This is a genomic window from Microbispora hainanensis, from assembly GCF_036186745.1.
Classification (GTDB): Bacteria; Actinomycetota; Actinomycetes; order Streptosporangiales; family Streptosporangiaceae; genus Microbispora.
Map to the genome: position 1 here is coordinate 4,917,767 of NZ_CP108086.1, position 14,608 is coordinate 4,932,374.

Sequence of the window (14,608 nt, forward strand, 5' to 3'; positions counted from 1 at the left end):
GGCCATGAAACCCGGGGACGCGCGTAGTCGATGCTTGTAGATATCTCCAAATACGCTGTCTTCCGTGCTGTTGCATGATCTGCTCGCCGCACCGGAACTGCGGCTCACCCTGCTCACGGGCGACGAGCGGCTGGACCGTGAGATCAAGGGCGTGCTCATCACCGACCTGCCCGATCCCCGGCGCTACCTGTCGGGCGGCGAACTGGTGCTGACCGGCCTGATGTGGCGCCAGTCGCCCGACGACTCCGCCCGGTTCGTGGACGCCCTGGCCGATGCGGGCGTGGCCGCGCTCGGCGCCGGTGACGCGCGGCTCGGCACGGTACCCGCCGACCTGGTGGACGCGTGCCGGGCGCGTGGCCTGCCACTGCTCGAAGTGCCCGTCGAGGTGTCGTTCGGGGCCGTCACCGAGCTCGTCGGCAGACGCGTCGCCGCCGCCCAGGTGGGCGACCTGCGCGGCGCGCTCGGGCGGCATCGCAGGATCGTCGCCGCGGTGGCCGAGGGGGCCGGGCTCGCCGAGCTGTTCGCCCTGGTCGAGGCCGAGCTCGGCGTCACCGCCGCCGTCGTGTCCGCCTGCGGCGCGGTCGTCGCGGGCGACCTGTCGAAGGAGCGGGCCGTACGGCTGGCCCGTGACTACCTCGCCGCAGTCCGCCTGCCGGTGGTCGTCGACCGCGGCGGGCCGTCCACGATCTTCGCCGTGGGCCGACGGCACCGGGCCGCCGGCTGGGCCCTGGTCTGCCGGGGCGAGGTCGACGTGGAGCTCGGCTACGAGCTGGCGGCGTGCGTCGCGATGGAGCGGACGCGGGCGGAGGAGGGCCGCCGGGTGGAACGCCGGCTGGCCGAGCAGCTCATCGCCCTGGCCTGCGCGGGCGGCGACCTTGCGGAGCTGTCGGCCCGGCTGCGGACGTGCGGCATCGACCCGGCCGAGCCGTACGCCATGGTCACCGCGACGGCGAGCAGACGCGGGGCGCAGGACGGCCCCGACCCCGCCCTGCTGGGTGGTCAGGTGGTGGAGGAGCTGCTCGACCGCGAAGTGGTGGCCGCCGCGGGCGCCGACGCGTCGGTGGCGCTGGTCCCCCTGCGCCGCGACACCCCCTGGGGAGACCGCGACGCGCTCGCGGCCCTGCTGCGCGCCCGTACGGCGGTGCTCGCCGCCGGGCTGCCGTCGATCACGGTGTCGGCCGGGCTGAGCGGCGCGCTGACCGGGCCGCAGGCCATCCGGGGCGGGGTGGAGGAGGCGGGCCACGCCCGGCGGATGGCCGAGGCGCGCGGCGGGGGAGTGGTCACCAGCGACGAGATCTACACCCACGCGCTGCTGCTGGCGACCGTGCCCGGCGACGTGCGGACGTCGTTCGCCGAGCGGCTGCTGGGGCCGTTGTTCGACTACGACCGGCGGCACGGGGCCGAACTGGTGCGCACGCTCGGCGCGTTCCTCGACTGCACCGGATCGTGGAACGCCTGCGCCGAGCGGTTGCACGTGCACGTCAACACGGTGCGCTACCGGATCAGGCGGGTAGAGGAGCTGACCGGCAAGGACCTGTCATCCATGGCCGACCGCGTGGATCTCTTCCTCGCCCTCCGCGCCGGCTGAGCCCTCCGCGCGGGCCGCATTTTGCGCGCGGGCTGAGCCTTCCGCGCGGGCCGCGTTTTGCACGCGGGCTGAGCCTTCCGCGCCGCCTGAGCCGTCCACGGTTCGCGACGGGCCATCCTCCGGACTCTCGCCGAGCAGGGCGAGCTCCTCGCGGGCGAAGTCCACCCAGTAGTCCGCCCCGCACTCCTGAGCGACCACTATGGTCTCCTGCAGGTACGCGCGCGCTCTGTCGAGCCTGCCCGTGAGGCGTTCGGCCCTGCCGAGATTACCGAGGCATCTGGCTTCCAGGCCGCGGAAGCGGCTCTCCCTCATGAGGACGAGGGCCTCCTCGAAGAGCATCACCCCCGACCGGGGATCGTCCTGCGCCATGTAGACCTCGGCCATGCACATCAGCGCGTCCGAGTGCTGCATGGCGTCACCGGCCTCCTTCGCGAGCGACACCATCTCGACATACGCGGCCATGGCGGACGCCGTGTCCCCCAGGCCGAGATGTGCTTCGCCGGCGCAACCGAGAGCGTGGCGTTCACCCACCGCCGACCCGATCTCCCGCGCGATGCGCAGTTGCTCCCGCGCCGACGACAGGGCTTCCTTGTGCATCATGAGCGCGTTGAGCGTGACGCCCAGGTTTCCCAGAGCCCTCATCCGCGCGAAGGCGTCGCCGCACGTGCGGAGAAGATCCACCTCGGCGCGATGATAGGCGAGCGCTTCCGCGTAGCGCCCCATATAGCCCAGGCCGAGGGCGATGTAACTGTTCGCGAGGGCGGAGATATCCGGATCTCCGAGCCGCTCGCCCACCTCGAGCGCCTGGCGGTTGAGGGTCACGGTCTCAGGGTGGTGGCCGGTGTACACGAGGGGCCAATGACAGGAGAAGGCCAGGTAGGCGCCGGAACGTGCCAGAGATGAGTTCGGGGACCCCATCGCCTGGGCTGCGACGGCGAGGATGTTGGGGCGTTCCCGCTCCAGCCACGCGAACGCGTCGGCGCCGCCGGTCAGGGCGAAGGGTTCGCATGCCGCGAACTCGTGCAGGGGATGCACCCGATGCGGGTCTATCAGTTTCATCGCCAGGCGCACGGTCGTGCCGTACAGGCCGATCACGCGGTCGAGCGCGTCGTCGCGGTCGCGCTCGCTCAGGCGCCGCTCGGCCAGTTCCATCGCGAAGAGCCGGACCAGGTCGTGCAGGCGGAACCGGCCCTGCTCGCCGGGTTCGGCCAGATTCGCCCGCACCAGGCGGGCCACGGCGCGCTCCGCGGCATCCTGCGGCGCGTCGAGAAGGGCCGCCACGACCTCGGGTGTGGCGTCCGGCGTGCGCAGGACGCCCAGATGGCACAGGGCAGCGGCCGCAGTCCTGTCGGGCTCGTGGCCGCTTCCCGCCAGCACGTCATGGCTGAGCTGGAGGCTGGCGCGCACCGCGAGATCACCCGACTCCAGCTCGTGCAGCGCCCGCCGTTCGTCGCGCAGCCGGGCGTTCAGCTCCGTTAAGGGAGTGTGGCGGTTTTCCATCAGACGCGCCGCCGCGAGCCGCAGGGCGAGGGGCAGCCCGCCGCACAGGTCCGCCAGCTCGGCGGCGGCGGACGGATCGGCGGCGACCCGCTCGGCGCCGGCGAGTTTCGCGAGCATGGTGACCGCCTCCGACCGCGACATCCTGCCGAGAACGAGCTGGACGCAGTCGTCGGCCGCCGCGAACGACTCCCGGCTCGTGACGAGCAGCGCGTTTCCGGCCGGCAGGCCCAGCAGCGGGCGGACCTGCTCCGGGCCGGACGCGTCGTCGAGCACGATCAGCGTGCGGCGGCCCGCCAGACGGTCCCTGAGCATCGCGGCGGCCTCGTCCTGATCGGACGGAACCGACTCCGAGCGCACCCCGAGGCCCCGCAGCAGTCTCCCGAGCAGGTCGAGCGGGTTCAGCCGTCCGACTCCCGGCGTCGCACCGAGCAGGTTCAGGTACAGCTGGCCGTCCGGATAGTGATCGCTCACCGCGTGCGCCGCGTGCACGGCGAGGGTCGACTTGCCCGCTCCCGCCGTGCCGGTGACGGCCACCACCGCCTGCGGGTCGTCTCCGTCCCAGGGCGCGAGCAGAGCGCGCAGCCGCACCAGCGTCTCCGCCCGTCCCACGAAGATCCGCCGATCGCGCGGAAGCTGACGCGGCCGGACGAACTCCCCGTGAGCGGTGACCGCCGTGGCGGACGGCGCCGCCGCGAGGGAGGGATCCGCGCGCAGGATGCGCTCGTACGCCCGTCGCAGAGATTCGCCGGGATCGACGCCGAGGTGTTCGGTGAGCAGACGCTTGATGTCGTGGAAGACGTCCAGCGCCTCGGCCTGCCGCCCGCAGCGGTAGAGCGCGAGCATCTGCAGCTCCCGGGCACGCTCCCGCAGCGGGGCCTCCGCGGTCAGCCCGGCGACCGCGTCGAGCGCTTCCTGGTGCCGGCCCAGCCTCAGCAGCGCGTCGGCCCAGTCCTCCCGCGCCGTCTGGCGCAAGCTTTCCAACCGGGTGCGTTCCGCCTCGCAGAACGGGCCGGGAAGGCCGCCCAGGGCGGTGCCCGCCCACAGCCCCAGCCCGGCCTCCAGCTCGCGCAGCCAGGCGGGGAGGTCCTGTTTGGCCTGGAAACGACGGGCCTCGGCGAGGCGCTGCTCGAAGTCCTCGGCGTCGGTCCGGCACACGTCCCGCGCCAGGCTGTAGCCGTTCGCGGACTGGGTGAGCAACGTGAACGGCCCGCGCCTGCCGCGTTCCGGTTCGAGCAGCCGCCTCAGCCCGGCCACATAGGTGTAGACGCTCTGCTCGGCCGTCTTCGGCGCGGCGTCGCCCCACAGGGCGCCGACGAGCCTGTCCTTCGTGACGAGGCGGCCCGCCTGTGCGGCGAGCACCCAGAGAGTGGCCCGTTGCAGCGGCGGCCCCAGGTTCACCTGCCGGTCCTCCAGCCATGCGGTCACCGGTCCGAGCACCCGGAGCCGGAGGCCGCCCCCGCCTAATTCCCCATGTGCCGTCCCCATGGACGTCCTGTCCCTCCCTCGCGCGAGGATCAGCCGGCGAGCGCCACGCGGGGCGATGCCTCTCTGGCCGCTCTCAGCTCGGGGAAGGCGGTTTCGATGGCGCTCAGTTCGTCTTCCACCAACGGGGATAGGTTCTTGTACCCGGACCGCTGCCGCGCCGCCAGCGCCTCCCGGGCGTAGGCCAGGGCCTGTGCCGGCTCGTTCAGGAGACGATGAACTCTGGCGAGCATGACGAGCGACTCGCACTCGCTGATCCGGTAGCCGATCTCCCGGGCCACACGCAGGCCGCGCTCGAGGTAGGACTTCGCCGTCTGCGGATCGCCGCGCTTCAGGTGCAGCTCGGAGACCAACGTGAGGCCGCACGCCTCGTGGTAACGGTCTCCCGCGGCCTGCGCGAGTGCGAGTTGCTCATGGATCAGGCTCATGGCCGCCGTCAGATCGCCCATTCTCAGGCAGGCGGTCGCCTCGGTCACCAGCGAATGACGCTCGCCGACATCAGAGCCGATCTCCCTGGCGATCGCCCGCTGGGCCTTCGTCCGCTCACGCGCCTCCGCGTACCGTTCGAGCTTGAGAAGGACTACGCCCAGGTTGCCCAGGGCGCGCATCTCGCCGAACCGGTCGCGCAGCGCGCGTCTCAGCTCGAGCTCGGCCTGCTGGTGCGGCAGGGCCTCGGTTTCCTTGCCGAGGTTCAGCAGTGCGTGTGCCAACTGGCCGTGGGCCAGGGACAGGATCTCCTGGTCATCGGTCCGCTCGCCTACACCCAGTGCCTGCCTGTTGAGGTCACGCTGCTCGCGGTGGTGCGCGCCCATGGCGAGCTGCCAGGTGAGGGCGAACCCGACGTAGGCTCCGAGCCGTGCGACGTCGTCGTCCTCGCTGTGCATCGCCTGGGTGGCGGCGGCGACCACGTCCGGCAGCTCCTCCGCCAGCCAGTTCCTGGCCTCGTCGACAGTCTCGAACGCGAGCGGGCGCTGTGGCACGGCGGGCCAGGGAAGCTGCACACGGTGTGGATCGAGCACTGTGCTGGCATGGCGCGCGGTCGCCCCGTAGAAGCCGAGCGTGCGCAAGAGCGCGTCTTTGCGCGTCTCCGGCGTGAGGCGCGCATCCGCGAGCTCGATCGTGAACAGCCGTACGAGGTCGTGGAGGCGATAGCGGCCCGGTTCCGAGATCTCCACGAGGTGCGCACGTGCGAGGCGGTCGAGGGCGCGCTCGGCGGCGTCGACCGGTTCCCCGAGGAGAGCGGACACCAGCTCGGCGGTCAGACTCGCCACGTGCAGGACCCCGAGGTGGCACATCGTCCGTGCGGCCAGCCGATCGAGTCCGTTGCCGTTGGCCAGACTCTCATAGCTCAGCTCCAGACTGGAGCGGACGGCGCTTCGGCCCGACTCCAGCTCATGCAGCGTACGCCGCCGATCCTCCAGCCTCGTCCCCAGATCCCGCACCGTCCAGTCGGGGCGTTCGGCGAGCCGGGCGGCGGCCAGGCGCAGAGCCAGCGGCAGCAGGTCGCACAGGTGCGCCAGGCGGTCGGCGGCGGCCGGGTCCGCCGCGATCCGTTCCGCTCCGACGAGCTTCGCCAGCATGGTGACCGCCTCCGACCGCAGCAGCCTCCCGAGCACGAGCTGGACGCAGTCGTCGGTCGCCGCGTGCGACTCGCGGCTCGTGATCAGCACGGTGTTGCCGGACGGCAGCCCCAGCAGGGCGCGCACCTGCTCGGGCCCGGCCGCGTCGTCGAGCAGGATGAGGGTCCTGCGTCCCTCCAGCCGGTCGCGCAGCACCGCGGCGGCCTCGTCCTCATCGGACGGCAGGGCCTCGCCCGGCACACCCAGGGCGCGCAGGAGCCTGCCGAGCACGTCGATCGGCTTCAGGCGCTCGACCCCCGGCGTCGCGCCCTGGAGATTGACGTACAGCTGTCCGTCCGGGAACGCGTGCGAGGAGGCGTGGGCGGCCTGTACGGCCAGCGCGGACTTGCCCGCCCCGGGGACTCCGGTGATCGCGATCACCGCCTGCGGCGGTCCGCCGTCCCAGGGGGAGAGCAGAGACCGTAGACGGACCAGTTCCTCGGCCCGCCCCACCAGGACGCTCGCCGCCCGCGGCAACTGGCGGGGAGGCCTCGCCGGGACCTCGGCACCGCTCGCGCGGTCCTGCACCCGCGCGAGCGACGGATCGGCCCGCAGGATCAGTTCGTACCGCTCGCGCAGGGTCGCGCCGGGATCCACGCCGAGCCGCTCCGCGAGCAGCCGTTTGACGTCCAAGTACGTCTGGAGAGCGTCGGCCTGCCTGCCGCAGCGATACAGCGCGAGCATGAGCAACTCGCGGGTGCGCTCTCGTAGCGGTGCCTCCGCGGCCAGCTCGGTCAGCGTTCTCGCGGCCTCCTGGTGCAGCCCCAGGCCGAGCAGCATGTCGGCGTGGTCCTCCCGCGCGGACAGGCGCAACTCCTCGAGACGAGCCCGTTCCGCCGCCGCGAAGGGACCCGGCACGCCGCACAGGGCGGGTCCCGACCAGCACGCCAGGGCGGCGTCCAGCGCGCGCAGGCCGCCTCGCAGGTCGCTCGCACCGCGCAGCCGGCGTGCCTCGGCCAGGTGGCGTTCGAAGTCCTCCACGTCCACCCGCACCTTGCCGCGTTCCAACGCGTAGCCCCGCGACCGGTTCGCCAGGATGATGTATGGACCACGCCTGCCAGGGTGGGGCTCCAGCACCCGCCGGAGGCCGGCGATGTAGGTGTAGAGGCTCTGCTCGGCCGTGTTCGGGGGGCCATCCCCCCAAAGGCCGCTGATCAGCACGTCCTTCGGGACCACGCGTCCTTCATGCCCGACGAGCACGCACAGGGCCGCCCGCTGCAGCGGCGGTCCCAGCTCGATGGGATGTCCGCCGCACCAGCCTGCAAGCGGGCCCAGTAACCGCAGACGGGACGGTAAGTCCTGAGAAGTTCCACACTCATTCGCATTATCCATACGTTTTTGGACTCCATGCGGTGACGGCGCCGACGCGTTGAGTGCATCGCCCAGCCCTTTTGGGAGGCCGGTGCGCGTAGCCTGGTGACCAGGCCATCGGTGCGTCCCTCGACGTTCTTGTACAGCTACTGCAATAAGAAGTCATCCCCGTGACGCCGGCTACGGGCACATCGTTGGGCCTGAATCGGCAGAAGCTTCAATATGCCATCATGTATCTAGATTTTGTCTAGATATGTGTAGGGCCCGAGCTCACGCTTGTCACGGGCTGACTTGGGGAGGGAAGCCCCCGGCGACGGCCGCGCCGCCCGGGCATGGACGGCATGGCGTTCCGTCCTGTCCGAGTCTGATGGACCTATGAAACAGAGGGGATCTGCGCCCTGCGAACTCGGGGTAGAGCCGGGCGGGCATCGCGCCGAGCCCGCCACGGGCGGGCCTGGGGAGGGCGGTGGACTGGGGGGCGGCCCGAGGCGCGGTCCGGCGTCTGTCGCCATGTCGATCAATCAGAATGTTGGGCTCGAACCGGCCGACTCGCAATTCCGGATCCATTGGTCGAGCGTCATATTCCGAGTCTGTGGAAATTGTATCCGGAAATGAATCCGGCTCGCCGGAATGGAGGCTTTTCGTTTGGCGAACATTGAGGGTGTGTCGGGGGCGGCCGATTCGAATGCAAGATAAAATAGTGATGCCTGAATCGAAGCGGCTTCAGAAATTTTGATTAATATTGGGTGAGGGCGCCACTGTCGGCCGGGGAGCCAGAGGGGGCGCATGGATGTTGCGGAGTGCTTCCTGGTGTTCCTCTGTGGCGCCCCGGCGCGGCTACCAGGCGGCTTCGATCAGCAGCACTCCAGCCGAAGAAGCAGATTTTTCGCCTCCGTAGGAGACGGGGAAGCGCTCGCTGGCGTAACATCGCCACCAACGGCCAGTATGGCAGAAATGATGACGGTAAGAACGGGTAGGGCAAGGCGGCGCACGGTGGATCTCCCATCAGCTCAGACTGCCGGGCCTACAATATTGCAGGAGTTGCCAATGGCGGCGCAAGATCTGGTCGGACAGCGCATCAAGGCGATTCGTCGTCAGCGCGGGCTCTCGCAAGCGCAGTTGGCGCATCCCGAACTCTCCGACAGTTATGTATCACTGATCGAAAGTGGTAAGCGCACGCCCACTCCTGCGGTTCTCGAACTGCTTGCGCAGAAGCTGGACTGCTCGCTGACCTACCTCGTCAACGGCGTCACCGCCGAGCAGATGGAAGACCTGGAAGTCGGCCTCAGCTTCGCCCGCATGGCACTGGAGAACGGCGATGTCGCCGAGGCCCGCCGCCGGTATGCCGAGCTGCTCGCCGACGGCAACCTCCAGGGACTCGCCTCGCTGCGGGTGGAGGCACGCTACGGCTACGCGCTGGCTTCGGAGGCTTGTGGTGAGCTTGCCGAGGCCATCTCCGTTCTCCAGGAGCTCGGCGAGGCCGAGGCGGAGACGATGACGCAGGACCGCAAGATCGCCGTGGCCCTGGCGCTGTGCCGGTGCCATCGGGAGCGGGGCGACTACTCGGCCGCCGTCCAGGTGGGCGAGCGTGCCCTGGAGAGCCTGTCCCGATCCGGTTGGAGCGACGCTCTGGTGGAGCTCGGCGCGACACTGCTGAGCGTCTACCTGGCGCGGGGCGACCTGCTGCGGGCGGGGCACTTCGCCGCCGAACTGATCGCGGCGGCGGAAGCCCTGGGAACCCCCCGTGCCACGGTCGCGTCGTCCTGGAACGCCGCTCTTGTGGCCGAGCGGGCGGGACGCGGGGAGGAGGCCCTCGCCTTGATCGAGCGTGCGCTGGCGATCCAGTCCGAGACCGGTGAGCCACGCAACCTGGCACGCCTCCGGCAGACGCATGCGAACATGGTGCTGCGGCTGCATCCCGAGGAGTCGGAGAAGGCACGTGACCTCCTGCTCAGGGCGCAGCGGGACATGGAAGGTGCCGCTACCAGCGCCTTCGACAGAGCGCAGGGTGCTCTCGACCTCGCATGGGCCGAAATCGCCCTCCACCACCCCCAGCGGGCCGTCGAGTATGCGCAGGCCGCCGTCGACTTGGTGCGCGGCACCTCGGGGTGGCTTGAGACACGGGCCGCACTGATCCTCAGCCAGGCACGTTTCATGCTCCACCAGGATGAGGAGGCGGCCGCGGAGCTGGACACGGTGAGCCAGTGGCTGGAAAACGCACTGGCCACGCGGAAGGCGGCCGAGGACTGGATGACGATCGCCGAGATGCGCCGGCGGATCGGCGAGGACGAGCAGAGCGTGGCCGCCTACCAGCGCGCTCTCGCCTGCGTCGAGCTCTGACCGCGCACGCGGGTATCGGGCTCACAAGGACGGGTTCTGCCGGGCCGGGGGCTGCTCGCCCCCGGCCCGGCTCGCGTCTCGGGTGACGAGCGCGTGGACCACAAGGGCTCGCGAACGCGCGGATCACAAGGACGAACGCGGCCCGCGAGCGGATCGGCCGGCCCCGCTCGCCGGATCGCGGAGCCGGTAGGCATGCAAGGCCGACGATGGCGTGATCAGGCTCTTTTCCGGGTCATCCCCAGTCTTCCGGTGCGAGGTATGGACCGGACCCCCAGGTCGGTAGCCTGGGAAGTGCCATGAAGAGACCCTTCCTCGCCGCCTTCACCGCGCTCCTGGCGGCTCTCCTGCTGTGTGTCGCGCCGGCCCTGCCCGCTCAGGCGCACACCTCGCTCAAGAGTAGCGACCCGCAGAAGAACGCGCAGGTCAAGACCTTGCAAAAGGTCACGCTCGAGTTCGCGGACTCCGTTCAGTTCCCGGTCGTGGTCGTCCGCGGCGAGGACGGCAAACGCTACGAGAAAGGCGAGCCGGTCGTCGACGGGCCCAAGGTCACCGAGGCGGTGACCGAGCCGGTTCCCCCGGGTCGCTACACGATCGCCTGGCGGGTGGTGTCACCCGACGGGCACCCCCTTGAGGGGGAGATCCCGTTCACCGTGGTCGGCGACCAGTCCGTCGGGGCGGCGACCTCGGCGGCCGCCCCCGACGACCCGGCGTCGTCGTCCGCGCCGGCGGCCGCCGCGCCCGCGACGGCACCCGCGGCCCAGGCCGATGACGGCGGGCAGCAGGGCATCCCCGGATGGACCTGGGCGGTGATCTTCGGGATCGCCGGCATCGGCATCGGGATGTTCCTGAGCCTGCGGAAGAAGCCGTGAACCGGACGGTACGACTGACCGCCGCGGCGCTCTGCGCGGCCGTCGGCGCACTCGTCGTCGCGATGGTGCTCGGCGGTGCCGCGACCCCGCGCATCATCCCCGGCCTGCCCGACGAGGGCACCCTGACGCGCTGGATGCTGCCGCTGTCGAAGCTCGGGATGGACGTCTCCGGCGTCCTGACCGTGGGCCTTCTGACGGCTGCCGCGGCGTTCCTGCCCAACGACAAGGGCCTGCTCGGCAAACAGGCGCAGAGTTACGTGAAGGGCGCGTCGTGGTCCGCGCTGGCCTGGGCGGTCGCCGCGGCGGTGGCCCTGGTCTTCAGCCTGTCGGAGACCCTCGGCGCGCCGGTGGGCCAGATCCTCGCCGGCAACGAGCTGACCAGCTATGCGAGCCAGGTGCCGCAGGGCATCGCGCTGACCCTGGTCGTGCTGTTCGCCGTCGCCATCGCGCTGTTCGCCCGGGGCGCGATCACGGCGGGCGCCGCCGGGGGCCTGCTGGTCTTCGCGCTCGTGACGCTGCTGCCGCCCGCGCTCACCGGGCACTCCTCCTCCTCGCCCAACCACGGTCTCGCCACGACCTCGGTGGCCATGCACCTGCTCTTCCTGGCCCTGTGGGTGGGTGGCCTCGGGGTGGTCTGCCTGCACGCGCTACGCGGGCGCCCCCTCCTGGACGTCGCCGCCGCGCGTTTCTCCCGGATGGCGCTGTGGTGCTTCGTCGGCGTCGGCGTCTCCGGGCTCGCCGCCGCCGCCTCGCGCCTCACCTCGGTCGGCGAGCTGTTCACCTCAAGCTACGGCCTGCTCCTGCTGGCCAAAATCATCGCGTTCTGCGTGCTCGGGTTCTTCGGCTGGCGCCACCGCGGCCGTACGCTGCCGAAGGTGTCGGAGGGGGAGCCGCACGCCTTCCTCCGCCTCGCCCTCGGCGAGGTTCTGCTGATGGGAGCGACGATCGGCCTGGCCGTGGCGCTGTCCCGGACCGCCCCGCCGCCCGTCGACACGCCGGTCGACCGGGCCTTCGAGCTGCTCGGCTACCTGATCCCGCCGCCGCTGACGGTCGCGAACCTGCTGACGCTCTGGTGGTTCGACCTGTTCTTCGCCGTGCTCGCGGTCATCATGGCCGGCCTGTACGGCGCGGGCGTCGTACGGCTGGCCCGCCGGGGCGACCGGTGGCCCATGGGCCGCACGATCAGCTGGTACATCGGCGTCGTCATCCTCGTTTTCAGCACGCAGAGCGGCGTGGCGCGCTATTCGCCCGTGCTGTTCAGCGTGCACATGACCGAGCACATGGTCCTGTCGATGCTGGTCCCGATCTTCCTGGTGCTCGGCGCGCCGGTCACGCTGGCGCTGCGCGCGCTCAAGCCCGCCGTCCGCCGGGGCGATCGAGGCCCGCGCGAGTGGCTCATGGTGATCTTGCACAGCAGGATCATGAAGTTCTTCAGCCACCCCGCCATCGCGACCGCGATCTTCGTGGCGTCGACCTTCGTGCTGTACTTCACCCCGCTGTTCGCCGCGGCGATGGAGGAGCACCTCGGTCACATCGCGATGACCGTGCACTTCCTGCTGAGCGGCTCGCTGTTCTTCTGGGTGATCATCGGTGTCGACCCGGCGCCGTACAAGCTGCCCTACTATGGGCGGCTGCTGCTGCTCATGGTGACCATGCCGTTCCACGCGTTCTTCGGGATCGCCCTGATGAGCATGGGGTCGGTGCTGGCATCCAGTTACTACGACCAGCTCGGGCGCACCTGGGGCTCCTCCTCGCTGGTCGACCAGCAGATGGGCGGCGGCATCGCCTGGGCCTTCGGCGAGATCCCCACGCTGATCGTGCTGCTCGCGCTCGGCTTCCAGTGGTGGCGCGACGACGAGCGCGTCGCGCGCCGTGCCGACCGCAGGGCCGACGCCGCGGCCGCCAAGTCCGGCGGCACGGGGGACGCGGAGCTGGACGCCTACAACGACTACCTGGCGAAGCTGAACAGGCGGGACAGGGCCGCCGAGTAGGGCCGCCGGTGGTCGGTCGCCGAATAGGCCACCGGCAGCCGGAGGTCCGTGCCGTCGGTCTGCGTCCCCGCCGTGGGCCTGTGTCCCCGCCGTGGGCCTGTGTCCCCGCCGAGGCCCGCGACCTCAAGCACCCACGCGGCACCTCGCGGAGCACAGGAGCGCAGCCGGTGGGAGCACCTGGGGATGCCTCAGGCGCCTGCGCGACGCCTCGGGAAGACGCCGTGGCGCTTCGCCGGAAACACCGGCGAAGCGCCACGAAACCGCTCCGACGTCCTTACGGGAGGGTGAGGATCTCGTAGCCCGACTCGGTCACCACGAGGGTGTGCTCGAACTGCGCGGTTCGCTTGCGGTCCTTGGTCACCGCGGTCCACTTGTCGGGCCAGATCTCGTAGTCGATCGTGCCGAGCGTGAGCATCGGCTCGATCGTGAACGTCATCCCCGGCACCAGGGTCACCGACAGCGAGGGGTCGTCGTAGTGGGGGACGATGAGCCCGGAGTGGAACGAGGTCGAGATGCCGTGCCCGGTGAAGTCGCGGACGACGCCGTAGCCGAAGCGCTTGGCGTACGCCTCGATCACCCGGCCGACGATGTTGAGCTGGCGGCCCGGCGCCACGGCCTTGATCGCCCGCATCATCGCCTCGCGGGTCCGCTCGACCAGCAGGCGCGACTCCTCGTCGACCTCGCCGACGAGGAAGGTGGCGTCGGTGTCGCCGTGCACGCCGCCGATGTAGGCGGTGATGTCCACGTTGACGATGTCGCCGTCGCGCAGCACGGTGTCGTCCGGGATGCCGTGGCAGATCACCTCGTTGATCGAGGTGCACAGCGACTTGGGGTAGCCGCGGTAGCCGAGCGTCGAGGGGTAGGCGCCGTGGTCGCAGAGGAACTCGTGCCCGATGCGGTCGAGTTCGTCCGTCGTCACGCCGGGGGCGACGTGCCTGCCGACCTCTTCGAGCGCCTGCGCGGCGATCCGGCCCGCGATCCGCATCTTCTCGATGGTCTCGGGGGTCTGGACGTCGCTGCCGCCCTTCTTGGGCTCGGCCTTCCCCACGTACTCGGGCCGGGGGATGTGGGCGGGAACCTTGCGAATGGGCGAGATTCGCCCGGGGCGGAGCAGCGTGGTCATGCGGCCAAGTCTAGTTGCGCGTCAAGGGGGCACGATTAAGGACGTGAGCGATCAATGGTGGTTCTGCCTGAAGCACATGAGCGTCGAGCCCGAGAGGGGCTGCCCGAACAAGGACCGGCTCGGTCCCTATGACTCCCGCGACGCCGCCGCCAACGCCCTTCAGACGGCGGCCGAGCGCAACAAGCGCTGGACCGAGCAGGACAAGGACTGGGACGACTGACCCCCTGACACGGGCCCGGGCCCGGTCCTCAGGAACCTGTCGGGCAAGGCTTCGGCACCTCTGCGTGAGCCCCGCCTCCGGCACCTTCACCCATGCCCGGGCCTCCGGCACCTGTTATGGGCAAGGCCACGGCACGTCTGCGTGAGCCCTGCCTCCGATACTTCACCCGGGCCCTGTTCGTTCGCCCTTTCACCGTCCGGGCGCCGGTGCGGCCTCGGCCGCCTGCCGCCGGGCCGTCGCGCGGCGGGCGACGAGCCGGCCGAGCGTCCAGACGCCGATGCCGCTCCACACCAGGTTGAGGCCCGCCGAGGGCCAGGCCGAGTAGTACGCGCTGTTGATCATCAAGGTGGCCGCCCCGCCGAAGTTGAGCAGCTGGTAGGGCAGCCCGTCCGCGGACATCCTGCCGGACGACACCAGCGCGTACGCGAGCAGGAGGACGACGGCGCCCATGGTGCCGATGATCGTGATGAAGGTGGACATCAGGACGGTTCGCCATCCACGCACATGGTCATGACCCGATGATCCTGCCCGCGGAGAGTGTAGGGCAAGTGAAGGATTCTTAAAC

9 protein-coding genes are annotated in these 14,608 nt (G+C 70.6%); 5 read left to right on the forward strand and 4 right to left on the reverse strand.

Annotated elements, in window-relative coordinates; all coding sequences use genetic code 11:
* Positions 1–64: 64 nt before the first annotated feature.
* A complete protein-coding gene (locus OHB01_RS22985) occupies positions 65–1,588 on the forward strand; it encodes a PucR family transcriptional regulator (protein WP_328853963.1) in 1,524 nt (507 codons plus the stop codon).
* Here OHB01_RS22985 and OHB01_RS22990 read toward each other — a convergent pair.
* Positions 1,538–4,513, reverse strand: a complete 2,976-nt coding sequence (locus tag OHB01_RS22990; protein ID WP_187280520.1) for an AfsR/SARP family transcriptional regulator — start codon at positions 4,511–4,513, stop codon at positions 1,538–1,540. The genes OHB01_RS22985 and OHB01_RS22990 overlap by 51 nt on opposite strands.
* Positions 4,514–4,602: 89 nt before the next feature.
* On the reverse strand, positions 4,603–7,521 hold the full coding sequence (locus OHB01_RS22995; RefSeq protein WP_147942258.1) for an AfsR/SARP family transcriptional regulator: 2,919 nt from the start codon (positions 7,519–7,521) through the stop codon (positions 4,603–4,605).
* A 1,026-nt stretch (positions 7,522–8,547) separates the two neighbouring features.
* Between OHB01_RS22995 and OHB01_RS23000 the strand changes: the two genes are divergently transcribed.
* The 3 genes from OHB01_RS23000 (at position 8,548) to OHB01_RS23010 (ending at position 12,700) form a co-directional block, all read left to right on the forward strand.
* The gene (locus OHB01_RS23000; protein ID WP_142644829.1) at positions 8,548–9,840 is read left to right on the forward strand and encodes a helix-turn-helix domain-containing protein; all 1,293 of its coding nucleotides are present in this window, start codon (positions 8,548–8,550) and stop codon (positions 9,838–9,840) included.
* Positions 9,841–10,136: 296 nt separating this feature from the next.
* Positions 10,137–10,709, forward strand: a complete 573-nt coding sequence (locus OHB01_RS23005; protein ID WP_142644830.1) for a copper resistance CopC family protein — start codon at positions 10,137–10,139, stop codon at positions 10,707–10,709.
* Positions 10,706–12,700, forward strand: a complete 1,995-nt coding sequence (locus OHB01_RS23010) for a bifunctional copper resistance protein CopD/cytochrome c oxidase assembly protein (protein ID WP_260616992.1) — start codon at positions 10,706–10,708, stop codon at positions 12,698–12,700. Before OHB01_RS23005 ends, OHB01_RS23010 begins: the two co-directional genes overlap by 4 nt.
* A 274-nt stretch (positions 12,701–12,974) precedes the next feature.
* Here the strand turns inward: OHB01_RS23010 and map are convergent, their stop codons facing one another.
* Complete coding sequence (gene map, locus OHB01_RS23015) at positions 12,975–13,823, reverse strand: type I methionyl aminopeptidase (protein WP_142644832.1); 849 nt, start codon at positions 13,821–13,823, stop codon at positions 12,975–12,977.
* A 43-nt stretch (positions 13,824–13,866) separates the two neighbouring features.
* Between map and OHB01_RS23020 the strand changes: the two genes are divergently transcribed.
* Complete coding sequence (locus tag OHB01_RS23020; RefSeq protein WP_185948897.1) at positions 13,867–14,043, forward strand: hypothetical protein; 177 nt, start codon at positions 13,867–13,869, stop codon at positions 14,041–14,043.
* Between the two features lie 189 nt (positions 14,044–14,232).
* Here the strand turns inward: OHB01_RS23020 and OHB01_RS23025 are convergent, their stop codons facing one another.
* On the reverse strand, positions 14,233–14,523 hold the full coding sequence (locus OHB01_RS23025) for a CBU_0592 family membrane protein (protein ID WP_142644833.1): 291 nt from the start codon (positions 14,521–14,523) through the stop codon (positions 14,233–14,235).
* Positions 14,524–14,608: the final 85 nt, after the last annotated feature.